Source organism: Streptacidiphilus rugosus AM-16, from assembly GCF_000744655.1.
In the GTDB taxonomy this organism is placed as follows: Bacteria; Actinomycetota; Actinomycetes; order Streptomycetales; family Streptomycetaceae; genus Streptacidiphilus; species Streptacidiphilus rugosus.
This window is the reverse complement of sequence record NZ_JQMJ01000004.1, coordinates 750,294-773,837: the sequence shown is the minus strand read 5'-3', so window position 1 is coordinate 773,837 and position 23,544 is coordinate 750,294. Positions and strand designations below refer to the sequence as shown.

The 23,544-nt window shown below is 70.3% G+C and carries 28 protein-coding genes; 18 read left to right on the top strand and 10 right to left on the bottom strand.

The genetic code is table 11. The annotated features are described in order from the left end of the window. Positions 1 to 57 precede the first annotated feature (57 nt). The 9 genes from BS83_RS12545 (at position 58) to BS83_RS12505 (ending at position 9,070) form a co-directional block, all read left to right on the top strand. A complete protein-coding gene (locus tag BS83_RS12545) occupies positions 58 to 2,682 on the top strand; it encodes a P-loop NTPase family protein (protein ID WP_051942973.1) in 2,625 nt (874 codons plus the stop codon). Then, on the top strand, positions 2,679 to 3,566 hold the full coding sequence (locus BS83_RS12540; RefSeq protein WP_051942972.1) for a replication-relaxation family protein: 888 nt from the start codon (positions 2,679 to 2,681) through the stop codon (positions 3,564 to 3,566). The genes BS83_RS12545 and BS83_RS12540 overlap by 4 nt, the downstream gene beginning before the upstream one ends. A gap of 35 nt (positions 3,567 to 3,601) precedes the next feature. After that, positions 3,602 to 4,558, top strand: coding sequence for a hypothetical protein (locus tag BS83_RS46425; RefSeq protein ID WP_198035224.1), 957 nt, complete (start codon positions 3,602 to 3,604; stop codon positions 4,556 to 4,558). Positions 4,559 to 5,484: 926 nt separating this feature from the next. Beyond that, positions 5,485 to 5,688: a cold-shock protein gene (locus BS83_RS12530; protein WP_037603820.1), complete on the top strand. Its 204-nt coding sequence runs from the start codon at positions 5,485 to 5,487 to the stop codon at positions 5,686 to 5,688. A gap of 361 nt (positions 5,689 to 6,049) precedes the next feature. Next, complete coding sequence (locus BS83_RS12525; RefSeq protein WP_084713407.1) at positions 6,050 to 7,528, top strand: DEAD/DEAH box helicase; 1,479 nt, start codon at positions 6,050 to 6,052, stop codon at positions 7,526 to 7,528. Between the two features lie 126 nt (positions 7,529 to 7,654). Continuing rightward, positions 7,655 to 7,996 carry a CBS domain-containing protein gene (locus tag BS83_RS12520; RefSeq protein ID WP_051942970.1) on the top strand — a complete coding sequence of 114 codons (342 nt, stop codon included), beginning with the start codon at positions 7,655 to 7,657 and terminating at the stop codon, positions 7,994 to 7,996. Positions 7,997 to 8,100: 104 nt separating this feature from the next. Further along, positions 8,101 to 8,409, top strand: coding sequence for a hypothetical protein (locus BS83_RS12515; RefSeq protein ID WP_157597151.1), 309 nt, complete (start codon positions 8,101 to 8,103; stop codon positions 8,407 to 8,409). Between the two features lie 65 nt (positions 8,410 to 8,474). After that, complete coding sequence (locus BS83_RS12510) at positions 8,475 to 8,744, top strand: hypothetical protein (RefSeq protein ID WP_037603815.1); 270 nt, start codon at positions 8,475 to 8,477, stop codon at positions 8,742 to 8,744. Between the two features lie 65 nt (positions 8,745 to 8,809). Beyond that, a complete protein-coding gene (locus tag BS83_RS12505; RefSeq protein WP_037603813.1) occupies positions 8,810 to 9,070 on the top strand; it encodes a hypothetical protein in 261 nt (86 codons plus the stop codon). A 79-nt stretch (positions 9,071 to 9,149) separates the two neighbouring features. Here the strand turns inward: BS83_RS12505 and BS83_RS12500 are convergent, their stop codons facing one another. Beyond that, positions 9,150 to 9,560: a DUF5994 family protein gene (locus BS83_RS12500; protein ID WP_084713405.1), complete on the bottom strand. Its 411-nt coding sequence runs from the start codon at positions 9,558 to 9,560 to the stop codon at positions 9,150 to 9,152. A 323-nt stretch (positions 9,561 to 9,883) separates the two neighbouring features. Between BS83_RS12500 and BS83_RS12495 the strand changes: the two genes are divergently transcribed. After that, positions 9,884 to 10,249, top strand: a complete 366-nt coding sequence (locus tag BS83_RS12495; protein WP_157597150.1) for a CBS domain-containing protein — start codon at positions 9,884 to 9,886, stop codon at positions 10,247 to 10,249. A 24-nt stretch (positions 10,250 to 10,273) separates the two neighbouring features. Here the strand turns inward: BS83_RS12495 and BS83_RS48290 are convergent, their stop codons facing one another. Together BS83_RS48290 and BS83_RS12490 are read right to left on the bottom strand one after the other, a co-directional pair. Beyond that, on the bottom strand, positions 10,274 to 10,402 hold the full coding sequence (locus tag BS83_RS48290; protein WP_269664850.1) for a hypothetical protein: 129 nt from the start codon (positions 10,400 to 10,402) through the stop codon (positions 10,274 to 10,276). A gap of 258 nt (positions 10,403 to 10,660) precedes the next feature. Further along, positions 10,661 to 11,671 carry a DNA-directed RNA polymerase subunit alpha gene (locus BS83_RS12490; RefSeq protein ID WP_037603810.1) on the bottom strand — a complete coding sequence of 337 codons (1,011 nt, stop codon included), beginning with the start codon at positions 11,669 to 11,671 and terminating at the stop codon, positions 10,661 to 10,663. Positions 11,672 to 12,199: 528 nt separating this feature from the next. On the opposite strand from BS83_RS12490, the gene BS83_RS12485 reads away from it, so the two are divergent. Next, on the top strand, positions 12,200 to 12,538 hold the full coding sequence (locus tag BS83_RS12485; RefSeq protein WP_037603808.1) for an RNA polymerase-binding protein RbpA: 339 nt from the start codon (positions 12,200 to 12,202) through the stop codon (positions 12,536 to 12,538). Positions 12,539 to 12,773: 235 nt separating this feature from the next. On the opposite strand, the gene BS83_RS12480 is transcribed toward BS83_RS12485, so the two are convergent. The 5 genes from BS83_RS12480 to BS83_RS12460 form a co-directional block, all read right to left on the bottom strand. Next, a complete protein-coding gene (locus BS83_RS12480) occupies positions 12,774 to 13,415 on the bottom strand; it encodes a hypothetical protein (protein WP_037603806.1) in 642 nt (213 codons plus the stop codon). Between the two features lie 190 nt (positions 13,416 to 13,605). After that, a complete protein-coding gene (gene htpG / locus BS83_RS12475; protein WP_037603804.1) occupies positions 13,606 to 15,555 on the bottom strand; it encodes a molecular chaperone HtpG in 1,950 nt (649 codons plus the stop codon). A 49-nt stretch (positions 15,556 to 15,604) separates the two neighbouring features. Next, positions 15,605 to 16,066: a hypothetical protein gene (locus BS83_RS47445; protein ID WP_037603802.1), complete on the bottom strand. Its 462-nt coding sequence runs from the start codon at positions 16,064 to 16,066 to the stop codon at positions 15,605 to 15,607. Between the two features lie 49 nt (positions 16,067 to 16,115). Next, positions 16,116 to 16,496 carry a hypothetical protein gene (locus tag BS83_RS12465; protein WP_037603800.1) on the bottom strand — a complete coding sequence of 127 codons (381 nt, stop codon included), beginning with the start codon at positions 16,494 to 16,496 and terminating at the stop codon, positions 16,116 to 16,118. Further along, positions 16,493 to 17,176, bottom strand: coding sequence for a hypothetical protein (locus tag BS83_RS12460; protein WP_037603798.1), 684 nt, complete (start codon positions 17,174 to 17,176; stop codon positions 16,493 to 16,495). Before BS83_RS12460 ends, BS83_RS12465 begins: the two co-directional genes overlap by 4 nt. A gap of 123 nt (positions 17,177 to 17,299) precedes the next feature. Here BS83_RS12460 and BS83_RS12455 point away from each other — a divergent pair, with 123 nt between their 5' ends. The 7 genes from BS83_RS12455 (at position 17,300) to BS83_RS12425 (ending at position 22,036) form a co-directional block, all read left to right on the top strand. Next, positions 17,300 to 17,743, top strand: coding sequence for an Hsp20/alpha crystallin family protein (locus BS83_RS12455; RefSeq protein WP_084712994.1), 444 nt, complete (start codon positions 17,300 to 17,302; stop codon positions 17,741 to 17,743). Positions 17,744 to 17,832: 89 nt separating this feature from the next. Then, positions 17,833 to 18,099, top strand: a complete 267-nt coding sequence (locus BS83_RS12450; protein WP_198035080.1) for an STAS domain-containing protein — start codon at positions 17,833 to 17,835, stop codon at positions 18,097 to 18,099. Between the two features lie 118 nt (positions 18,100 to 18,217). Continuing rightward, positions 18,218 to 18,652: an Hsp20/alpha crystallin family protein gene (locus BS83_RS12445; RefSeq protein WP_037599706.1), complete on the top strand. Its 435-nt coding sequence runs from the start codon at positions 18,218 to 18,220 to the stop codon at positions 18,650 to 18,652. Between the two features lie 240 nt (positions 18,653 to 18,892). Beyond that, positions 18,893 to 19,213, top strand: a complete 321-nt coding sequence (locus BS83_RS12440) for a hypothetical protein (RefSeq protein ID WP_037603796.1) — start codon at positions 18,893 to 18,895, stop codon at positions 19,211 to 19,213. Further along, positions 19,203 to 19,532, top strand: a complete 330-nt coding sequence (locus BS83_RS41740; RefSeq protein ID WP_051942968.1) for a J domain-containing protein — start codon at positions 19,203 to 19,205, stop codon at positions 19,530 to 19,532. Before BS83_RS12440 ends, BS83_RS41740 begins: the two co-directional genes overlap by 11 nt. 328 nt (positions 19,533 to 19,860) lie before the next feature. Beyond that, on the top strand, positions 19,861 to 20,427 hold the full coding sequence (locus BS83_RS12430) for a nitroreductase family deazaflavin-dependent oxidoreductase (protein WP_198035223.1): 567 nt from the start codon (positions 19,861 to 19,863) through the stop codon (positions 20,425 to 20,427). 340 nt (positions 20,428 to 20,767) lie between these two features. After that, complete coding sequence (locus BS83_RS12425; RefSeq protein WP_037603793.1) at positions 20,768 to 22,036, top strand: polysaccharide deacetylase family protein; 1,269 nt, start codon at positions 20,768 to 20,770, stop codon at positions 22,034 to 22,036. Positions 22,037 to 22,064: 28 nt separating this feature from the next. On the opposite strand, the gene BS83_RS12420 is transcribed toward BS83_RS12425, so the two are convergent. Beyond that, on the bottom strand, positions 22,065 to 22,577 hold the full coding sequence (locus BS83_RS12420; RefSeq protein ID WP_037603792.1) for a MarR family winged helix-turn-helix transcriptional regulator: 513 nt from the start codon (positions 22,575 to 22,577) through the stop codon (positions 22,065 to 22,067). Positions 22,578 to 22,642: 65 nt separating this feature from the next. Continuing rightward, positions 22,643 to 23,482, bottom strand: a complete 840-nt coding sequence (locus tag BS83_RS12415; protein WP_037603791.1) for a universal stress protein — start codon at positions 23,480 to 23,482, stop codon at positions 22,643 to 22,645. Positions 23,483 to 23,544 lie beyond the last annotated feature (62 nt).

Genomic DNA, 23,544 nt, shown 5'->3' with positions numbered 1-23,544 from the left:
TCACATCGACTCAACCCTCCATGCCGTCACCGCCCCCACGAACTGGGAGCGTGCGCGGTGACCGGGCTGACAAAGGACCTGTTCCGGCTGCTGATCCGCTTCGCGGTCCTGCTGGGGCACACCCCCGCGTGGCTGTCCGGGCACCTGGTCGTGATCACCATCTGCGCGCTGCCACTGGTCAGCGCCGCCTGGTTCCTGCGCGAGCGGCTCACCGCCAAGATCCTCGACCACCGGGTGCGCTACATCCTCCAGCCCGCGCGCTCGTTCGACCCCTGCGCCGAGGAGATCATCCGCGGTGCCGCAGTGCTGCTGCGGGCCGCACGCTCGGGACCGTGGTGGGCGCCGGCGTGCGCGAAGGCGGTCCGGATCCGGATGCGCGCCGACGGCACCACGGATGCCCCGCTCGCCTACAGCGTCGAAGGGCATGTCAGCGCCCGGCACCTGCTGTCCACCACCCCCTACGACCAGGTCACCGTCCAACGGGGACGCCCGGTCCGGGACCGGGTGCGACAGCACACCCTGCGCGCCGAGTTCGCCCTGGCAGGCGATCCCGCCGCAACGCTGCGCCAGGTGCCGCTGCAGCCCGACCCGCTGCAGCCGATCGTCGATGCCGTCGCCGCGGTCCGCGCCGACCTCGGCGACCTGGCCGAGGTCGTCCTGGACCTGCAGCCGGTCCCGAACTGGCGCCTGCGACTCAAGCGCTGGCAGCTCGCCGCAGCAGCCCGGGCCCGCGCCCAAGCGCAGGCCCGCAAGGCCACCCGGCGTGCGATCGCGGACACCGACACGGCGAGGGACTCGGTCACCTACCAACTCGCCCACCTCCTCGAGAGCGGATTCGGCACCGGCGTTCCCGCTCGGCGCCTGACGATGCCAGTCCGGCCCCGCCCCGTCGACACCCGCCAGGTCTGGGGCCGCCTGGCCGACGACATCGGCCTGGTCCGCCTCCAGCTCCTGGTCCGCTGCGCCTCCGACCACAAGGGCCGCGCCGAACGCGCCCTCAAAACCTTGACTGCTGCGATGGACCTCTACGCCGGACGCTCCCGCCTGCGCGTGGACGGCACCCGCCTGGGCCCGTGGCAGTGGAGCGCCAACCACACCATGCGCCGCCGCGGTTTCGACCGCCGCTGGAACACCGGGCGGCTCCACCCTCACACGGACTCCTGGCTGAACATCCACGAACTCGCCGGATGGCTCAAGCCCCCCACCGTCCACTGCCGCCAACCGCTGACCGCCGCAGCCCTGCCGGTCTACCAACTGGGTGAGCCGCTGATGCCCCAGGGCTGGTACCGCAGCCCCGACGGCACCACCCGGCTCATTGCCTCACCGCTCTCGGAGTCACTGTTCTCGGTGTCGGTCGGCAAGAGTTTCTACGGCAAGACCACCCGCGCCGTCGTCCAGGCCATCGCCGTCGCACTCGCCGGTGACGGCGTCTTCTTCGTCGACCCGCACGCCGACTCCTGGACCGCAGCCGCACCCTTCCTCGCCCACGACCAACTGCGGGATCGGGTATGGCGGATCGACCTGACCGGCCGCCACGACACCGCCCGCCTGCCCTCGTGGAACCCACTCGGCATGGACGCCGGCCAACGCGCCGACGAAGTGGTGCGCGCAACAGTGGACTCCTTCGGACTCGTCCTCGGCTGGGACGACCACACCGCACCGCGCGCCACCACCATCTTCTTCAAAGCCCTCGAGGCACTGGTCGAGATCAACCGGCTGGCCGCCCAAGCGGGGCAACCGGCCGCGCAGGCCACCGTGTTCCAGGTCCGCACCCTGCTCACCGACCCGGCGTTCCGCGAAGCCGTCCTCGCCAAGCTCCCTGCTGCGGCGAAGGCGTGGTGGACCACCACCTTCACCGGCTACGGTTACGACGCGCTCGCCCCGGTCCTCAACCCCCTGGACCGCCTCGCCGCCGACCCGGTCGCCCGCGCCCTGCTCGGCGCCCCCACCGGCAAATGGAACGCGCGTGCGGCCATGGACCGCCGCCGGATTGTGTGGCTGTGCCTGGGCGGCACCGGCCCCACTCAGCGCCTCCTGGTCAACCTCCTGCTGCGCGACGTCTTCCGCGCCGGCCTTTCCCGCGGCGACCTGCCGGAGACGAAGCGCAAGCCGTTCCACGTCTGGCTGGACGAGATGATCTCCCTCGACCAGGCCGGCGCCGGCTCCACCATCGCGGACATCACCGAGCAGCTGCGCAAGTTCGGCATCCGCCTCCATGTCCTGGTCCAGCTGCTGGAGCGCATCAACGCAGGCACCCGCGCCTCTCTCCTGCAGAACGCGTCCATGCTCTCCACCACCGCGGGCTCCCTCGACTCCGTCCGGGCCGTCACCGAGCAGTGGCACGGCGCTCTCTCGGTACGGCAGGTCGCCGAACTGCCCCGCTACCACCACGCCCTCTCCTTCACTGCCGGCGGCACACAGCGCGGCCCGCTGACCGTGCGCGGCCCCCAACCAGGAGAAGTCTTCGCCGCCCTGCGCAGCGACAAGCACCTCGGCGACCTCACCCAGGCCAGCGCCCGTGCCCTCGGTGCCCGTGCAGCGGCCACCTTGCACCGCATCGCCGACCAGCACGACCAGAAGGTCGCGGACTTCCTCCGCCGCCCTACGGCCACACCCCGCACGACTAAAACGGCCGCCCGGGTGGAGCTGGCCAAGCCCACCACGACCACGGAGTTCGAATGACCGACATCGACGTCCCGTACACGGTGCTGGCCTGCCTCTACCTGCACCGCATGGCCACCACCGCGCACCTGCACCACCTGGTGGGCATCGCGCGCCAGCAAGCCGCCACCCGCCGCCTGCTGCGCGAACTGGCAGCTGACGAGCTGGTCATCTCGGTCAACCTTCCCGGGCCGGGCCGCACCAAGCTGTGGCTGCTCACCGCCGCCGGCCGAGACCTGTGCCAGGCCATGCCCGAGGTACGCGGCCGCGAGTACCCCCTGGTCCAGGGCACCCATCTGCGCCGCCGCGCACCCCACAGCCTGGACGTCCTGCGCACCCACCTGGCCTTCCTGGCCGAGGCCCGCCAGCGCGGCGACGAGTACGGGCCACTGGACTGGGAACCCGAGGTCTACCACCGCCTGTCCGACCAGCGCGCCGACGCCGTCATTGCGGACGCGCTGATGCGCTACACCATCAACGGCCCAAGCGGCTCACGCCGACAACTGCGGGCCTTCGTCGAAGTCGACCGCGCCACCATGTCCAGCGAACGCCTCGCATCAAAACTCATGGCCTACGGGCGCTTCCTGGACTACGCCCCACTCCCGGTCGGTGCGGCACGCCGCCGCCAGACCACGGCCGCGCAGGTCCCGGTCTGGCAGCGCTCCTACCCGGTCTATCCGCGCGTCCTGTTCGTGCTGACCGGTGCCTCGCGCACCGTGATGGAGCGTCGGGTTGCGGACCTGCAGGCGATGGCCGTCGCTAACCCGCTGGCCGCCCGCCTGGCCCAAGTCGTCCCGCTCGGCGCAGCCATCCTTGAGGACCTCCAAGAGCAGGGCCCGTCGGCACCGGTCTGGACGCCGCTGGCCGGAGACGACCTGACGAGGCGAGGGTGGTCCGAGCTGTGACCGCGCCCGCCTACGCCACCATCCGCCGCGGCCCGATGGCCGCGGACGCCTTCACCCAGATCTCCAACCGGCTCTTTCGCGACGGGCGGATCAGCTTCAAGGCCAAGGGCCTCTTCGGACTGATCTCCACCCACCGCGACGGCTACGGCATCAACCCCCGCCGCCTGGCCGCCCAGTCCACCGACGGCCTGTCCGCCATCCGCGCCGGCCTGAAGGAACTCGAGCAGTTCGGCTACCTCGTGCGCGACCAGCAGCGCCGCCCCGACGGCACCATGGGCCAGGTCGAGTACCTGATCACCGACATGCCGATCGAGCAAACCCCCAGCTCAGGACCGGTAGCCGAAAACCCGCAACCGGCCCCCACCTGCGAGGACGCACAAAGCCGCAGGTCGCAGCCGGTTACCGGATATCCGCACGCGGTTCATCCGCACGCGGTTAATCGCACCCCTAAGAACAACAAGAAGAAGAACACCAGCCGGAAGAACACCAACCCCACCTCCCCCCTCCTGCCCCCGGAACCGGCGCAGTCTGCTGACGCGAGCAGGAAAGGAAGTGGTGGGGAGACCGGGACGAAGGCGAACCCACCGCTTCCGGCAGCACCCGGTGAAGCAACAGCCGGCCAGCAACTGCTGTGGCAGGTCTGCGACGCGGTGCCGGCCATCAACCTGCCCGCCGCCACCGTCCGCGCGCTCGGTGGAAAAGTGGACGAACTGCTCCGCCGCGGCTGGACACCCAGGCGCGTGACCACCGCGCTGACCGTCGACACCGACGGCCTCACCCACCCCCGCAGCGTGATCACCTGGCGCATCGACGACCTCCTGGCCACCCCCACACCCGCCGCGACCCCGACCGCCCACGACCCACAACACCAACGCGACCGGCCCGTCGCCCACGAATGCCCAGGAGACGACGGACTGTGCGGCCGCCCCCTGCGCACCAGCCAGACACTGTGCCGGACCTGCGCCGAACACGAAGCCACGCCGATCGAGTGAGACCGCTGACCGTGGCGGGGAGCGACCGCGTACCGAGGCAAGCGAGATTCGCGAATGCCCTGTTTGATCAGCCGAATGGCGGAGGTTCTTCGAGGTCCCGCCGTACGCCCCGTCACACACCGCGTCGTCAAGTCGGCCCTGCGCCTCGCCGTCCGCCCCGCCGCTCAGCGACCGGCCCGTCCGGCGGTCCCGCGTAAAACAGGTGCTCACATGGCTTGCTGAGTGCTTCTTACGTCATGACATCCCCCTCTGCGCGCCCGCCTCGCCTTATGGAGGGAGTAGGGGAAGGGGCGGGGCGGGCGCGCATCGAGGGAGAGAGGGCGCTTCGCAAATCATCCGTTCGGACGCCGCCAGCCGCGCCGATGGCCTTCTGATCCTCCTGGGCCCGCTCGTGTTCTGGCTGGCCGGGTTCGTCACAGCCTCCGCTTGCCAGGATCCGCCGTGCGCCCTTCCACAACTGGGTCAGCCACCTCGGCCTGACCGGCCCACCACAGACCGCGTTCGGGAGGGCTCGAATTCAGATGGCCCGAACATATGAGTGCCGGGGGCGTCCGGGCCGGAGCCGAGAGCCCCGGGTGGTGATCCGATTCCGTCACCCTGCGGGCGCGGCCGCTGGTCACGCGGACGATGCGCAGCTCGCCCCAACTCTCCTTGCTTCAAGGCGTTTTCATGCTTATGGCCACCGCAGTCATGCCTGCGGGCGGTCTTCGCGGAAATTGGTAGGTGAAATTTCCCGGCAGGACGGCCTGCGGCCTGTTAGGGTGTGAGTAGTTGCAGTAGTGGTTCCCATGAACTTTGTGTGCGCCTGCTCGTGTATGCAGGCGCATTTTTGTTTCCCGGCTTGATGCCCGGATGGGTGCTCATCGCGGCGACTCGTAGCCTGCAGTGTGCACGCTGCGGACAGCCCCTTGAAGGAGATTATTTTTATGGCTAATGGCACTGTGAAGTGGTTCAACGCGGAAAAGGGCTTCGGCTTCATCGAGCAGGAGGGTGGCGGCCCGGACGTCTTCGCCCACTACTCGAACATCAACGCCAACGGCTTCCGTGAGCTGCTCGAGGGCCAGAAGGTCGAGTTCGACGTCGCGCAGGGCCAGAAGGGCCCGCAGGCCGAGAACATTCGTCCGCTGTAGTTCTTCTGCCGTGGCACCCGCCTAGCAGCGTGGGGCCCGCACCGCGTTTCATGCCCGGTGCGGGCCCCTTGGTATTGCGCCATGCATGATCCGGCCTGTTCAGGCCTTCTGTTTGCCCGATTGGCTGTACCCATCGGGCGCACGGCTTCCCGTCCGCGTCTCACCGCCCCGACCGCCGCGGGTCCACGATTCTGCTTCGCTCCCGGCCATCGGGGTGAGCGCCGGCCGCAGGTGCCGTACCGCACGGTTCCACCGTCCACGCTGCATCCGTGACTGTTTCGGCCCGCACCCCTGTGGCCCTCGGCGGCGCCCGCGCCGCGGTGCCTTCCTCGTGACGTGCCGGCCCTGAGGAAGGTTTCCCATGAATCGTTCAGATCGCCCCGCTCACCATCACGCCGTCTCGGGCCAGCGCATGGGGGACTACAACGACCGGCCCTCGGATCAGAAGGCGCCTTCGGGACTGTCGCTGCGAAGCGAGTTCGCGAACACGGCCAGCAGCACCCCGGTCCTCCCGGCCGTCGGTTCGTTCGACGAGTTGGACATGCCGAGCGCACTGCTGCCGGTGCTGACCCGCAATAACGTTGTCTCGCCGTTCCCGATCCAAGCCGCGACGCTGCCCAGCGCGCTGGCCGGCCGTGACGTGCTCGGCCGTGGCCGGACGGGTTCGGGCAAGACCATCGCGTTCGGCCTCGCCGTGCTGGCCCGCACCGCCGGGCGCCGCGCCCGGCCGCGTCGGCCGCTGGCCTTGGTCCTGGTGCCCACGCGAGAGCTGGCGCAGCAGGTCACCGAGGCGCTCACCCCGTATGCGGAGGCGGTGCGGTTGCGGATGGCGACCGTGGTGGGCGGGATGTCGATCAACCGTCAGGCGCGGGAACTGACCCGTGGCGCGGAGATCGTGGTCGCCACGCCGGGACGTCTGAAGGATCTGATTCAGCGCGGCGACTGCCACCTCGGTGCGGTCTCGGTCACCGTGCTGGACGAGGCCGACCAGATGGCCGACATGGGCTTTCTGCCGCAGGTGACCGAACTGCTCGAGCAGGTCGCGGAAGGCGGCCAGACGATGCTGTTCTCCGCCACCTTGGACCGCAACGTCGACCGCCTGGTCGAGCGCTTCCTCACGGATCCGGTCACGCACTCGGTGGACCCCTCCACGGCGACGGTCGGCACGATGGAGCACCACCTCCTGCACGTGGACCGTAGGGACAAGGACGCCACGATCACCCGCATCGCCTCCCGCGACGGCAAAGTGATCATGTTCATCGACACCCGGCAGGACGCGGACCAGCTGGTGGAGAACCTGCTCGCGAACGGGGTGAGGGCCGCGGCCCTGCACGCCGGCAAGTCCCAGCCCCAGCGCACCCGCACTCTGGAGCAGTTCCGCACAGGCCAGGTGACCGCGCTGGTCGCGACCAACGTCGCCGCCCGCGGCATCCACATCGACGGCCTCGACCTTGTCGTCAACCTGGACCCACCGAACGGCCACAAGGACTACCTGCACCGCGGCGGCCGCACCGCGCGAGCCGGGGAGTCCGGCACCGTCGTCACCCTCGTCTTGCCCAGCCAGCGCCGCGCGATGGAACGCATGATGGCGACCGCCGGCATCACCCCCGCCTCCTCCAAGGTCCGCTCCCACGACGCGGAACTGGTCCGCATCACCGGAGCCCGCGTCCCCAGCGGCATCCCCGTCGTGATCCCCGAGCCCGTCATCGAACGCCCCCGCCGCAACCCGTCCGCGAGCGGAAGCCGCTGGGGCCGCCCCGCCTACCGCGGCCGCAACCCGCACAGCGCCAACACCTCCCGCAGCGCGGCAGTGCCCAGACGCACCGCCCCCGCCGCCTAGCGACGACCGGCGCTCGGCCACGAAGGTCAGCACCGCCCCGAGCAGGAGTCATCAATCAACAGCACGAAGGAGCCCGCCATTTCCCTCACCATCGAACCCACCACCACCGCCACGGTCGGCGACCTCATGACACGCCCGGACCTGCAGATCAGCGACGACGTCACCGTCGATGCCGCGATGGACATCCTGCACAGCTCTGGAGCGGACCACGTCCTGGTCCGAGACGACGAAGGCCGATGCGCCGGGCTGCTGACCCGCCAGCACCTCACGCCGTTCCGGTCCCGCTCCTGGTACACCGAACGCACCCCGGTCCGCAACGCCCCACTCGACCGCGCCCCGTTCGCCACCACCGACATGGCAGCCGACACCGCCGCTGCCCACATGCGCTCGCGCGGCCTGGCCTCCTGGCCGGTTGTCGACCACGACGGCCACGCCGTCGGCCTCCTCCGCCTCCAGAGCCGGCCATGACCTGGGCCGACACACGACGGGAAGGCAGGCCGCAACGCGGCCGGAACGCCGCCAGCCCGGCGTACGGCGGCAGCGCGGTGACCCGCCGGGACGACGCTCAGCGCTTGGCCGAGCAGCTCATCGCGGCGGAGGCCGGCGACATCGCCCGAGGGTGGCGCTTCCTGACCGTGGACAACCTGGCCCCGTGCGGCAACGAGGACGCGCTGCTGTACGAGCGGGTCCTCGACACCTTCGACGAAGCTGCCGGCGACCGTGAATGCCGAAACCGCGGACGCCGAAACAGCATCACCTTCGGCATCCGCGGCGCAGGCGCCGAGCGCCGCATCGCCTGGCTGCGCGCTCACCTGGAGAAGCTCAAGCCACCCCAGCTGCCGGGCTGCGACAGCTGGGACATCCGCGACGGCGCACGCTGAAGCAGCGTCGGACGAGCAACCGGACAGTCAACAACCCGAAGCACCGAGCATCGAGGAGACCCGCCGTGGCCACCGGCCCCGAGCACTACCTGTCGGCTGAACGCCTGCTCGCCGGCCCGCAGAAAACCGCCGCAGACCGTGACCGCGGCTCTGGCGGCACACACCACTGGGCACCGTCACAGACGGACCTGTTGAAAGCGCAGGTTCACGCCACGCTCGCGCTCACCGCCGCCACCGCACTCGCCGCCGATCAGCCCGGGCAGGACTGGCTGCCCGTGGTCGCCGGGACTGGTGACCGCACGCCGCAACCACAGAGGCCCACCGCGGCCCCCTGAGCGAGCCCTGTACGCGAGAACTCGTGAACGAAGATCCGACAGCAGCACGCAAGGGAAGGTCCACCATGCAGAAACCCCACGGCTCGAGCGACTACGACCTCTTCACCGCTCACGACCGACACACCCGCCAACAGGCCCGCCTACTCGTGGCCTCGCAGGCGGACAACGCGGAGGACTGCCGGGCCCTTCTCAACACTCTGGACCTGATCGATCCCACCGTAGGCGGGGTCACCCGATGCCCTCGCTGCGGCACCGCGCACGAGCGTTGGAGCAGCAGTGCCCGCCACCGCTTCTGCTCCGAGACCTGTGCTGCCGCCCCGCAGTGATCAACAGCTTGCGGGCCTCGCCGGTCCAGCGCCTACCGGTGCGTGGCCCACGCGCCGGACAACATGGCCGCACGGGTCGCTACGGCAGTAGTTCGCCGGCGGCGGTGTGGTTGTGCTGTGCGGCGGCCGCGGTCATGGCGTCCGAGGCGGTGCGCGCGTCGGTGCTGGGTGGGATGACCAAAAGCAGGAAGTGGTCCTGGAAGCCGCGGGTGATGCTGATGGTCCGGTCACTGCTGGCGAACCAGCTGATCCGGATCAGGCGCCCGTCGGCCATCACGGTGCGCGGAACGTCGTCCCAAGGCACGATGTCCAGACCCACTCGCGCGATGGGGCCCAGGTGGGCGGTCAGGGCAGTGATCAGGTCCGGCAGTTCGACCCGGATCCGGTTCGAGTGCGGCCACCAGGCGCCGTCGAACATCCCGGTCCGCGACATCGTCGGTTCCAGCAGCAGTCGGGGCAACAGCGGGGCGCCGAGCGCGTCCACGCGCATAGGAGGAAAGGAGAGAGGAGCCGGCGCCATGGCAGGCCGCCCGTCCGGTCCGCGAGCGAACCTATGATGACCCAGGGCGGCACCAGCGAAGTGCTGATGGGAAGACGCTTACTCGGCTACCTCCACAGTACGCCTCAAACTGCCCGCAGCTCCCCCTCCCGACCGGGAGTAGCCTGGGAGGCGCCCAGGGCACTTCGTATCCGGTCCTCGTTCCGGCATCGTCCTGGGATCACCAAAGGTCCGGGCGGCGGCAAAGCCGCTCGGGGACGGGCTCAGGTGCCATCGTGGCCAGCCGACCTCCCCCCGCAGGCACGCTCCTCACCGTGGCCGACGCCATGGCACCGCATCCGAACCAAGTCGCCGACGACACCACCCTCGACCAGGCAGGCGACCTCTTCTACGACCCCCATGTTGCGTACCTGCTGGTCCACGACGAGGCTGGCCGCTGCGAAGGCCTGGTCAGCCGGTCGCACCTCCACGTCTTCATGGCACGCTCGCGGTACACCGAGCGCACCGCCATCCGCGACATCACCCACCAGCGCGGGCCCTTCGCCCGGCCCGCCATGGATCTCGAACTCGCCACACGAGCGATGCGATCCAAGCACCTGCGGGTATGGCCTGTCGTCGACGACGACGGCCTCCTCCTGGGTGTTCTGACCGCCCGCCGCACCGGTGGCAGGAACCTGTAGTGCCTGCCGTGCCTGCGGCAGGCACTACAGGAGCCCGCCAAGCAGCAAGACGCGTTCGGTGAGCCGACCAGACAGGCGGCCGTCGCGGATGGCGGTACCGGTGAGCCAGCCGGAGGCGACCAGGACGTCGATGTGCTCGACGACCTGGTCCACGGGCACGGAGCAGAACGCGGCGGCCTGGAGGTCGCCTCCGTCGTCCAGGGCGTGACCGAGGTGTCCGTCGGGGCAGGCATGTGCGGCGGTGTATAGGGCGGGCAGCCTGGTGGCGGGGCCTTCTTCTTGCCTTGCGCAGCTTCCGGTCGCCGGTCACCTTCTGGGCCTAGCCGGAGATCCTGGAGCGGGTGGTCTTTCCCGCAACCTGGTCGTGCGGTCCGGGAGGCGTCTTCCGGACCGCGCGACCCGGCGCAGCGTTCAGTACTGTTCGGTCTCGAGGAAATTCGCGTCCGCATTGCCGAAGGCGTCGGCGGCGATGGGGTCGAATCCGGGAGGGCTGTCCTTGAGGCCCATGCCCATGTCAGCCAGCTTCGCCTTGACCTCGTCGATCGATTTCATACCGAAGTTGCGGATGTCGAGCAGGTCGGCCTCGGAGCGGGCCACGAGCTCACCCACGGTGTGGATGCCCTCGCGCTTGAGGCAGTTGTAGGAGCGGACCGTGAGCTCCAGCTCCTCGATCGGCAATGCCAGGTCGGCGGCGAACGCGGTTTCCGCCGGGGTGGGGCCCATGTCGATGCCCTCGGCGTCGCCGTTGAGCTCGCGCGCGAGACCGAACAGCTCGACCAGGGTCTTACCGGCCGACGCCATCGCGTCGCGCGGACGCATGGCGGGCTTGGTCTCGACGTCGACGATCAGCTTGTCGAAGTCGGTGCGCTGCTCGACACGCGTGGCCTCGACCTTGTAGGTGACCTTCAGCACCGGCGAGTAGATGGAGTCGACCGGGATACGGCCGATCTCCTGGCCGGACTGCTTGTTCTGCACGGCGGAGACGTAGCCGCGACCGCGCTCGACGGTCAGCTCCATCTCCAGCTTGCCCTTGCCGTTCAGCGTGGCGAGGACCAGCTCGGGGTTGTGCACCTCGACACCGGCCGGGGGCGCGATGTCGGCGGCGGTGACCAGACCCGGACCCTGCTTGCGCAGGTACATCACGACCGGCTCGTCGTGCTCCGAGGAGACGACCAGCTGCTTGATGTTCAGGATGAGGTCGGTGACGTCCTCCTTGACGCCCGGCACGGTGGTGAACTCGTGCAGGACACCGTCGATCCGGATGCTGGTGACAGCAGCGCCGGGGATCGAGGAGAGGAGCGTACGGCGGAGCGAGTTGCCGAGGGTGTAGCCGAAGCCCGGCTCCAGCGGCTCGATCACGAACCGGGAGCGGAACTCGTCGACGACCTCTTCGGTCAGCGAAGGACGCTGAGCAATCAGCATGGGGCTGGTGCCTCCAGATTTTGGCGCCCACTATCTGACGCCGTAGACCCGCACGGTATCGGTAATCGACGTCACAAGAGGCCCGCACCGCCCGACGGCCTCGGCCTCGATGTCAGCCCGGAGTCACTGCTGTAGCACGGCGAGTCGAAGCTGCGCGGGCACGAGGCGGTGGAGCAGTTGCTCGCTTCCACCATCCGGGCCGTACCTAGGGCACCCTGGGGAGGCCGGAACGCCGGGCAACAGCTTCGCCTGCTGGCGGTCCAGTATGACCATCACCGCGACGACCGTCCCCAGTGGCGCCCGGGCTCACCGCGGTATTCGCAGCCGCCGTTCCCAGTCGCCGGCCGAGCCCTGACCGCCGGACCCGGTGTGCCGCTGCCCCCGGCCGGAGTGACCTGAGCTTCCGTCCCGGGCGGTCCGTCGAGTGTGCAGGGGCTGGCCGGGGAATGCTCTACCGGAGGGTGCCCGTACGCTGGGCTTATCCCATGCACATCCGAGGCGTGGACATCATGGCCGAGGGAGAGCATCGTGGCGCGGGGAAGCAGCAACATCAGGGGCGCGCGGATCGGGTCCGGGCCGCTGGGCGAGCCGGAGCGCGGTGACCTCGCGCCGCGCACGACGGTGTCGTTCTGGTGCAGCAACGGGCACCAGACGCAGCGGAACTTCGCGATCGAGGCGGAGGTCCCGCAGACGTGGGACTGCCCGCGGTGCGGACTGCCCGCCGGGCGGGACCGCGACGACGTGCCCGTCGCCGAAGGCCACGCCCCCTACATGACTCACATGGGCTACGTCCGGCAGCGCCGCTCCCAAGAAGACGGCGAGACCCTGCTGAACGAGGCACTGGCCAAGCTGCGCGGGACCAGCTGACCTATCGGGCGACTGTGGCGAGCGCGTGCGTCATCGTCGGTCGACGGCATGAGCGAGTCCGGGCGCCCCAAGGGTGGGCGGCCGCAGGCTGGACGCGCACCTGACCTGGAGGATCGGTCCGGTGTGAGGTGCTCGGTCCGCGCAGCGGGACTCCCCACCGACGCGCATGCCAGGCCGCGCGTCGCGGGGCGAAAGGCGGCAGTGCACGGCGAGCGTGGACGGCCGACCGCTCGGCTCAGCTGGCTGTGGCCCATTGCACGGCTCGGTTCCGGTGCCTGGCGGCGACGGCGGCGTAGCAGCCGCCGGGGAGGTCGGTGACCCAGTCGAAGGCGTCGAGGTTGATGCCGTGCTTCGCGGCGGCCTGGAGCATGTCCGCGAGCAGAGCCGTCGCGGCGGCCTTGTCTTCCTCGGTGCTGGGGGTGCTGTGGCGTTCGGCGGCTTCGTTGATGCGTGCGGTCAGTTCGCGGTGCCGGGCGACGGCGCGGTAGCAGGTTCCGGGGAGGTCGGTGACCCAGTCGAAGGTGTCGAGCGTGATGCCGTGCTTCGCGGCGGCCTGGAGCATGTCGGTGAGCAGAGCCGTCGCAGCGGCCTTGTCCTGTTCGGTGCCGGGGACGGCGCGCCGGGCGGCGGCGGCGTTGATGCGTTCGTCCAGATCGTTGTTCTTCGAGACCGCACGGTAGCAGCCGCCCGGCAGGTCGGTGACCATGTCGAGGTTGTCCAGGTTGATGCCGTGCTTCGCGGCGGCCTGGAGCATGTCCGCGAGCAGGGCGGTTGCGGCCGTCTTGTCCTGCTCGGTGCCGTGGCTCGGGCGGCGCGCTGCCACGTCGTCGACGCGGTCGGCCAGGGTGCGGTTCTTGCGGTCGGTGTACTGGTACACGTTTCGCTCTCCGTGGTGGTGTCGGTGGCCGTCGGCAGCGGCCGGTTCCGTTCAGGGTGCCGAGTGCTGGGTTGTGTGTGCGCCGGCGTGGGAGCGGGCGCGGCGCACACGGTCCGGCGGCCCGTCGTGGCTTGTCGGGCCGGTTGCGGCCGGCCGGCGAACCCCGCGGCCGGCCGCACCCGACGGTGGGTTACAGGGCTTTGGTGAGGTGGTCGGTGAGGAGACGGGTGAAGCGGGCGGGGTCGGGCAGGTCCCCGCCTTCGGCCAGGAGTGCGCCGCCGTGGACCAGTTCTGCAACCTCGGCGACCGCCGGATCGTCCGGGTTCGCGCCGTGGGCCTCACGAAGGCCGGTGACCAGCGGGTGGGTGGGGTTGATTTCGAGGATCCGCTTCACGCTCGGGAGGTCCTGGCCCATGGCCCGGTACATCTTCTCCAGGGTGGGGGTCAGGTCGTGGGCGTCGCCGACCAGACAGGCGGCGGAGGTGGTGAGGCGGGTGGAGAGGCGGACCTGCTTGACGTGCTCGGCGAGCGTGGTCTGCAGCCAGGTGAGGAGTGCGGCGTAGTCCTGCTCCTGCTGGGCCTTGGCCGCCTTCGTTTCGTCGCTCTCGTCGTCGGTCTGGTCGAGGTCGACCTGGCCCTTGGCGATGGACTGGAAGCGGTGGCCGTCGAAGGAGGGGACCTGCTCGGTCCAGACCTCGTCCACGGGGTCGGTGAGGATGAGGACCTCGTAGCCCCTGGCGGCGAAGGCCTCCATGTGCGGGGAGTGCTCCACGGTCGCCCGGTTCTCGCCCGTCAGGTAGTAGATGGTGTTCTGGCCGTCCTTCATGCGGGAGACGTAGTCGCGCAGCGTGGTCGTCTCGACCGGATCGTTGGTCGAAGCGGCGGAGACCAGCTCCAGCAGTGCGTCGGTGTTGTCGCGGTCCTCGATCAGCCCTTCCTTGATCACCCGCCCGAACTGCTCCCACAGCTTCGTGTAGTCCTCAGTCCGGGTGGCCTGCATGTCCTTGACCGCGCCGAGGACCTTCTTGACCAGACGCCGGCGCACGGCGGTGATCTGCCGATCGTGCTGCAGGATCTCCCGCGACACGTTCAGGGACAGGTCGTGGGCGTCGACGACGCCCTTGACGAAGCGCAGGTAGTTCGGCATCAGCGCGTCGCAGTCGTCCATGATGAACACCCGCTTGACGTACAGCTGCACACCGCGCTTGGTGTCGCGGGAGAACAGGTCGAACGGGGCGCGGGACGGGAGGAACAGCAGCGCCTCGTACTCGAAGGTGCCCTCCGCCCGCATGTGGATCGTCTCGGCCGGGGGCTCCCAGTCGTGGCTGATCTGCTGGTAGAACTCGCTGTACTCGGCCTCGGTCACCTCGCTGCGTGACCGGGCCCACAGCGCCTTCATCGAGTTCAGCGTTTCCAGCGCACCCACGGCCTTGGCCTGGGACTCGCCCTCGGCGCCCGAGGCGACTTCGGCCGCCTCGGTGGTGGTGGGTTCGGTGGCCATGCGGATGGGCCAGCGGATGAAGTCGGAGTACTGCTTGACGATCTGGCGGATCTTCCAGGCGGCCAGGTAGTCACCCAGTCCGTCCTCGCTGTCCTCCGCCTTGAGGTGAAGGGTGACGGCGGTACCGGCGGGCAGACCCTCGGCGTCGGCGATGGTGTACGTGCCCTCACCGTCGGACTCCCACATCGTGCCCTGGTCGGTGCCGGCGCGTCGGGTGTGCAGGGTGACCTTGTCGGCGACCATGAACGCGGAGTAGAAGCCGACGCCGAACTGCCCGATCAGATGCTGCGCCGCGTCGGCGTCCTTGGCTTCCTTGATCTTCGCGAGAAGGCTCGCGGTGCCGGATTTGGCGATCGTGCCGATGAGGTCGACGACGTCGTCCCTTGTCATGCCGACGCCGTTGTCCCGGACGGTCAGGGTGCGGGCATCTTGGTCGACTTCCAGGGTGATCTGCAGGTCGGATGCGTCGAGGTCGGTGCGGGTGAGGGACTCCAGGCGGAGCTTGTCGAGGGCGTCGGAGGCGTTGGAGATCAGCTCGCGCAGGAAGATGTCCTTGTTCGAGTAGATCGAGTGGATCACCAGTTGCAGGAGCTGGCGGGTCTCCGCCTGGAACTCCAGGGTCTCGGTCGTACCGGCCACGGGGGCTGTCTCCTTCGTGAGGGTGGGCTGTCGGGGTCGCGGGGTGCGATCAGATGTGGCTGAGGGGCTGGTAGGGCTTTTCGGGGCGGGCGTGGCCGTGGCGCGCGGTGCCGTAGCAGGACAGGAAGAGTTTCCAGCCGTCGCGGCACTCGAGCGTCGCGCCGTACCGGACCGCGGGCGGGTTCGGGCGGATGCTGTACCGGTCGGCACGCAGTACCCCGCCGGTCGGGTCGTCGGCGCCGACCGCCGTGGCGACCAATGCCTGCTCGACCAGGGCCACAGGGACCGATGGACCCGTAAGATCCGGCACCTCCAACGCCTCCCCTGAGACGGCATCTGCTGCAGGGGCGGGTCCGCTGGCACCGGTGATGGCCCACCACACCTGGCCGCCGCTGGCCAGGGTGACGGTCAGTCCGTAGGGGCTGTCGTCGTCGCGCTTGCCGGCGTCGGTGATGCGGGGAATGGTCGGGGCACGCTCGATGAGCAGTTGCTGGAGGTTGGCTGGAGTCATGGCGTCGGCGGGGGTCGGGGACGACAACGCGTCGTCGCACTGGTTGCTGTCAGCGGGCGGTGGTGTAGCGGGCGGGATCGCGCCAGGCGCTGCGCGGGTCCGCGGGGCGAGCGTGGGCGGGATGGGCGGGGTGGTCGTGCCAGAAGCTTGCGGCGGTCTCGAGCCCGGTCCACAACGCGTGGGCGCGGACCCGTGCGGGGGCGATCGCCTGCGGGTCGGGGGTACGGGCCGCCTGGTCGACGTAGGTGAGGATGCCTCGCGCCGCGTCCTCCACGCTGTCCTGCAACTGCTGGGCGCCCGGGTGCCCGGCCGCGTGAGCGTCGCGAACGCGGTCGCGCAGGAACCAGGTGAGCGCGGTCAGGCTGCCGGTGGTGAACGGGTCCACGGTGTGGAGTGCTTCGCCGGTCACATCGGTCGTGGGGGTGGTCATGGTGTGGGGGTGCGGCGTTGGCGGTCGCTGTCGGCGCGCAGTCGGTCCGTGCGGGCGGTGAGTTCGTCGAGGCGGTCGGCGATCCTCGGGTGGTCAGCTTCCAGGAGGGGGCGGGCTTCGGCGAGGGGAGCGAGGAGACGGGCCGGGTCGTTGTCACCGAGGGCGTCCAGCAGGCGCTCTATCGCGGGGGCGGCGCCGGCTCCGAGGTCGTCGAGGGCGCCGATCTGCCCGGCGAGGCGCCGCAGGTCGGCGGCGTTGTCGCGGGCCCAGGTGGTGACCGCGCGGTCGGCGGCGCGCTGGTCGCGGGCGGCCTGGACGCGTTGCTCGCCGGTGCTGCCGGCAACGGTGCCCGCGTCGGCGTTGGGGCGCAGGCGCAGGTAGCGGCGCTCTGCGGCCTGCCGGCTCTGGACTCCCAGGGGTTCGGCGAGGTCGGCCCAGGTGGCCCCTGCGGTGCGGGCGGTTTCGATCAGTCCGGTCTCCCAGCCCGCGAGTTCTTCCCGCACGTGACGCAGCGTCATCAGCGCCGCCAGTGCCTGCCGCGGGTCGTCCTGCGTGTTGGTGTCGGCGGGGGCGTGGCGGGCGGTTCGGGCGGCGGCGTCCATCATGCCCAGCGCCGCAGCTGCGGCCAGGAACGAAGCCGGGCCCACCCCCGCGGCCCGGTCGGGATCCTGCACATCCATATCGTCACTCTTTCGCTGACCCAGTGTTTGTCATCGCCTAGACGACATGCTACAACAGTTGTCGTCCGCACCACACCGGTGCGAACCCCGAAAGAGACCTGCCCGGACCGGAGGTGTCCGACGATGTCCATGCGCACTGCGGTGAACCACCAGGCGCCCCCCGGATCCGGGGCACGACCGAGGCCGATCCCGATGGACGCCTGGCGCGAGACCGATCGCTTCGTGATCGCCCTCGACCTGCCCGGCATCCCGATCGAGGCGATCGACCTCGAGGCGCACGGTCAGATGGTGACCGTGCGGACGCAGCGCCGTCCCGCCCCGCGCGGGCAGGGAGCCCCCGCACAGGTCGCCGAGCGGCCGCACGGGGTGCTCGAACGCCGGATCCAGCTGGCCGACACCCTGGACGCGTCCCGCATCCAGGCCCACCTGGCCGACGGCGTCCTGACCCTGACCGTCCCCATCGCCCAGGCCTCCCGCCGCCGCACGATCACCGTCCACGCCGGGCAGGACAGTCGCTCGCACCGGGCGGCGGACGAGTCCGGCCAGGCCGTTCCCGCAGCGGCATGAGTCCCCAGGCAACGATGCCCCGGCGGCGCTCCCTCGACCCACACTCCCGCCGAAACCGCCGACCAAACGGCGGCGCGGGGATGGGAGTGGTGCGCGCCGCAGGTGAGCTCGACTGGGCCACCACGCCTGCTCTGCGGGCCCGACTACAGCGTGAGCTGGAGTCGCATCCCGGCGGCGTGGTGGTGGACCTGACGCGGGTGACGTTCGCCGACTGCGCCGCGCTCGGGACGCTGATCGCCGCCCGCAACCATGCCGCCGAACTCGGGCGCCGGCTGAAGCTGCGCGGCACCCCGCCCCCGGTGACCCGACTCCTGAAGGCCACCGGCACTTATGCCCTGTTCCCTCAGGACGCCTGACCATCCGAGTCACCCAATAGGCGACAGGTGGAACTTGTCGCTGAAAGGGTTACGTGTTATGACGGATGTGTGAGCGCGTCGATACTCGCCCGTTGATTCGATCAGGAGGTGCTCGACGATGTTGATGCGCACTGACCCCTTCCGCGAGCTGGACCGGATCACCCAGCAGATGTTCGGAACCACCGGCACCTGGTCGCGCCCGTCCGCGATGCCGATGGACGCCTGGCGTGACGGCGACACGTTCTACGTCCAGTTCGACCTGCCTGGCATCAGCCCGGACGCGATCGACCTGGACGTTGAACAGAACGTGCTGACCGTCAAGGCCGAACGCCGCCCGGCCGAACGCGGCGACGGCGCCGAGGTCCAGGTCTCCGAACGGCCGCTGGGAGTGTTCTCCCGGCAGCTGTTCCTCGGCGACACCCTCGACACCGACAAGATCAGCGCCGCCTACGAGGCCGGCGTACTCACCCTGACGATCCCGGTCGCCGAGACCGCCAAGCCCCGCAAGATCCAGATCAGCGGCGGCGACGACCGCAAGGAACTCCAGGCCTGACCCCATCGGGCCTGGTACCCCGAAGGAACCGGTGCCGCGCGGACGGAACACATTCCCCCCGGCCGCCCGCGCGGCACCCCGACAACCGCCCCGCCCAGCCGGGGCCATGAGCTCCAGACCCGGACCAGGCACTCGGGTCTGGAACGCAAGGAAGAGGGGCGGGTGCCGCGCGGCACCCGCGGGCTTCTCCCCGGGGCCCCGGGCCGCGCGGCACCCCGATCACCTGCGAGGTGCACTCCCATGACCACGCAGACCACCGAGGCCGTCCAGGCCGCCGCTTCCGTGGACGAGACGTTCTGGGACATCATCCTGGCCGATCCGGAGCTGGCCGCGGCCCAGTTCGCCCCCCTCGCCGAACCCGAAGGTCCGCCCCGACGGCGTCTGCCGCCCGCGGACCGACCCGGATCCGGCGGCCCCCAGCGGGCGCACCGGTCGGCCCCTCCTATCGCGGGCCGAGGCATTCGCGGTTGCGGGCGTGGCGTCCCGGCCGTGGCGGCGGGCACGGTCCGCGGCCCGCCCACCTCACCCCTGGCACGGGACGGAGGCCGTGATGACGCGTGAAAAGCCCAAACCGTCCGACCCGTACCGGGTCCTCGGGATCGGCCCGGACGCCAGCCGGGCCCAGATCACCAGCGCCTACCGGGCTCTGGCCCGGCTCTGGCATCCGGACACCAACCCCAGTCCCGACGCGCCCGAACACCTCGCCCGCGTCGTGGACGCCTACCGGCAGTTGCAGCACGACGACGCCCCCGCGGCCGACCGGGGCGGACCCGCCCGTGACGATCCGCCGACTCGTGTGGCCCCCGGACCACCGCGGCCGCGGGGCGCGACGGTGGTGGCGGGGCCAGTGCGCGTGCACCGGCCCGCCTCCCCCACCTGAGGACAGCCCGCCCAGGGGCGGGAGGTGAGAAATACGATCACCGAACTCGCCGTGGAGCGCGTGGAGTTCTCCTGCGGGCACTGCTGGCGGCAGTGGAGCGTCGACTTCGATGTCCAGCGCCACTCAACTCCTTATTGGGTCACGACTCCACGCTACGAGGGGAAGAACAGTCGTCGGCAAAATCCGGCGTGGGTATGCCATACGGCTGCCGTTTCACTGCCATATCCCGGCGTCCACGGCGGCTGGAGGCCGGAGCTGGCGCTTTACAGTTGAGATTGCGTCCTACAAAGATTGCACTGTCCAAAGAATGATGATCCACGGAGGGCGCATGGCGAAGCGGGTCCGCCCGTCGGCCGGGCCGACGGGGTGGCGGCGTGTGCTGTTCCGTGCGCCGGTGAAGCTGTATCGGTGGCACCTGGGCTGGCTGTTCGGGTCCCGGTTCTGCCTTCCCACGCACACCGGCCGCAGTAGTGGACTGTCGCGGCAGACGGTGCTGGAGGTGGTGGGACGTGACCCGGAGACGGGGGCGATTCTCGTCGCGTCGGGATTCGGGCAGGCGTCGCAGTGGTACCGCAACATCTGCCACGACGCCCGCGTCCACGTGCGGGTCGGGCGGCGTAGCAGTGAGGCGCTGGCCCGGCCGTTCACGCCGGACGAGTCGGGGCAGGCGATGGCGCTGTACGCGTCGCGGCACCCGCGCGCCGCGCTGCAACTGCTGCGGCTGTGCGGCCTTGAGGCGGAGGCCACGGCGGCCGAGTTCTATCAGGTCGGCCACGACTTCATCCCCTTCGTGGCGCTGACGCCGACGGGGTCGTCGCTGGTGGGAGAGCTGCGGCGGCCAACGGGCCACCGCGACGGCGACTCGCAGCCGCGCGTGGTTCGGCGGTTCATCTGAAGGGCGGCCTTGGCCACCTGCAGCTCGTGGCCGCGCGGCCTGTCCCCGATCCCTCGCCCTGCGCCCGGGGCCAGCTCTTGATCGCGCGAGCACGGTGGCCAGCGGTCGCGACCGCATGGGCGCTCCAGCAATGGGGGCGTGGCGCCGCGACACGCCGCCCGCTCGGCGACTCGTCAGCGTGCGGGGCCAGGACCTGGGGCGATGCCCGGTTGGCGGAATTCACCCTGCCAGGTTCATTGCACCATGCAAACCTTGCATGAGGATGGCATGGCGTGACGTCGCAGGCGGACCGGCCGACGGTGTGTCATGCCCGCGCGCCGGTAACGAAGCAAGGAGCATCATGGCCCATTTCTCCCGCCGAGGAGTGGTGGCCGCCGCGGCTGCCGCCGCCACGACCCTGGTCTCCGGATGCGGCGGGGTGACCGCGACTCCTCCCCGGCCGGCGCGGCCCAGCGCCCCGGGCGGCGACGCGAGGGGGCGGATGCCCGCCCGGCCGACGGCGTTGATCGGCGACGGGTCGATGGCGGACACCGGCGCGCAGCCGTTCCAGCCGACGCCGCAGCATCTGGAGCCGGGGCAGCGTCCGCCTCAGTTCGTCGTGTTCTCCTGGGACGGTGCGGGGGAGGACAGCAAGAAGCTGTTCTCCCATTTCCGCGCCGTCGCCCAGGAGACGAAGGCAACGATGTCGTTCTTCCTGTCCGGGATTTACGTCCTGCCCGAGGGCAAGAAGGACCTCTACCTGCCGCCCGGCCACGAACCGGGAGCCTCCGACATCGGCTACCTCGCCGACGATCACGTCAAGATGACCCTGGAGCAGGTGCGGCTCGCGTGGCTGGAGGGCCACGAGATCGGCACGCACTTCAACGGCCACTTCTGCAGCCCCACCACCGGAGTGGGCACCTGGACGCCGGCGCAGTGGCGCAGCGAGCTGGAGCAGGCGATCGGCTTCGTGGAGAAGTGGAAGACCAACACCGGCTACCACGACATGGACCCGCTGCCGTTCGACTACCGCAAGGAGCTGATCGGCGGCCGCACGCCCTGCCTGCTCGGGCAGAACCAGCTGCTGCCGACCGCGGCGGCGATGGGCTGGAAGTACGACGCCAGCTCCCCGGGCGGATTGCAGATGTGGCCGGGCAAGAAGCTGGGTCTGTGGGACTTCCCGCTGCAGTCCATCCCGTTCCCCGGGCACAGCTTCCAGGTGCTGTCGATGGACTACAACATGCTGGCCAACCAGACCGGAGGCACACCCAAGGGAGACCCGTCCAAGCGCCCCTACTGGCAGCAGCAGGCCTACGGGTCCTACATGGCGGGCTTCAACCGCGCCTACACCACCAACCGCGCGCCGTTCTTCGTCGGCAACCACTTCGAGTCCTGGAACGGCGGCATCTACATGAAGGCCGTCGAACAGGCGCTGCGCGACATCGCCGCCAAGCCCGACGTGCGCCTGGTCTCCTTCCGCCAGCTCGTCGCGTGGCTGGAGGCCCAGGACCCGGCCGTCCTCGCGAAACTCCGCACGCTGGCCCCCGGCCAGGCACCGGGAGACTGGCGGGACTACACCGGCGGCACGCCGACCGCTCCCGCCCCCGCCAGGACTCCCGCGCGGACGTGACCCGCCCGGGCATGTGGAAGCGTCGGGTCTACCAGCCCAGCAGGTCGAGCTGGCGCTGGACCGCGTCAGGCTCCTGGCTCGCCTCGGTGAAGGCACGAAGGGCCTGGACCAGGCCGGTGCGCTGCTCGGCCGGCATCTGGCCCACGATCGCGGCGATGTCGGCGCGGCGGCGCTCGGTGGCCTCGACGACGGTGCCCGCGCCCTTGCCGGTCAGCTCGATGGCGACCTCGCGCCGGTCCTGCGCGTTGGTCTCGCGGACCACCATGCCGGCGGCGATGAGGCGGTCGATCATCCGCATGGCGGTGGATGGGTTGACGGCCAGCTGCTCGGCGAGCCGGGACAGGTTCATCGCGCCGCGGGAGTGGAGCAGCACGAGCATGCGGAACTGAGGCAGGGTCAGCTGCTCGGCGACCGTCCCCAGGGAGCGGGCGGAGATGGACACCAGGACCCGGGAGGCGGTCAGGACGGCGGTCACCAGGTCCTCCTCCTCGGCGGTGGGAGCGGGGACGGCGGTTCGGGGGGAGCGGCGATCGTCGGGCATAGGTCCCTTTCTACCGTCTCAACGCTTCGGCGTTGACATCCGGCGATTATCAGCGGCTGTGCGGCTCAGGCCGCGGGGATGACGGCGACGGGGCAACGTGCACGGCGCAGGACGCTCTGGCCGACGGAGTGCAGTCGGGCCAGTGGTCCCGTTGGCCGACCGCGGCGGCCAACGACGACCAGGCCGGCCTGTTGCGACATCTCCTGCAGGTATCGGCGGGTACCGCCGTACACGGCTTCGGCCTGCAGATCCACCTCGGGATAGTGTGCCCGCCAGGGAGCGAGCGTCCGGTGCAGGCGCATGTCCTGCTCGGCGGCCATCATCAGCGCAGTGGCGCCGTCGGCGCCGGTGAGGGACCGCTGCCAGGCATGCACCACGCGCAGTTCGGCGTCCTCACGCACCGCCGCCTCGAACGCGAAAGCCATCGCGGCACGGGCGTGGTCGGTCTCCTCGTCCAGGCCGAGGACAATCGGTCCCTGGCCGCGCGCTGGCCAACTGGCCTGCGGATTTTCGGGGACGACCACGACTGGACATACCGCTGCGGCGGCGGTGTGTACGGCGGTCGACCCGAACAGGCGCTCGTTGAGCCGATGGGTGCTCCGTGCGCCGACGACGAGCAGTTGCACGTCCTGCCCGCGCCGCTCGAACGTCCGGCGAGCCTCGGCGTCCATGACCTCCCAGGTCACGCGCAGGCCGGGGTGCGATCGTTCTGTGCGCTGCGCGCACTGCTGAAGCAGTAGGTGCGCCTTGTCCCTCCTGGAGCCTACGACCCCGGTCGAGACGGTGACTATGAGCAGCGGAGCGTCGCGCACCATTGCCTCTCGGGCGGCCCAGTCCAGGGCGCGGCAGGGGTCGGCCGGGCGGTCGACGCTCACCGCCACAGCGGGAATGCCGTCACTGGTCATTCGAACTCCTCTTGGAATGTCCGAGGCCCTGTGCGCGCTGCCCGACGTTCCGCCCGCGGGTC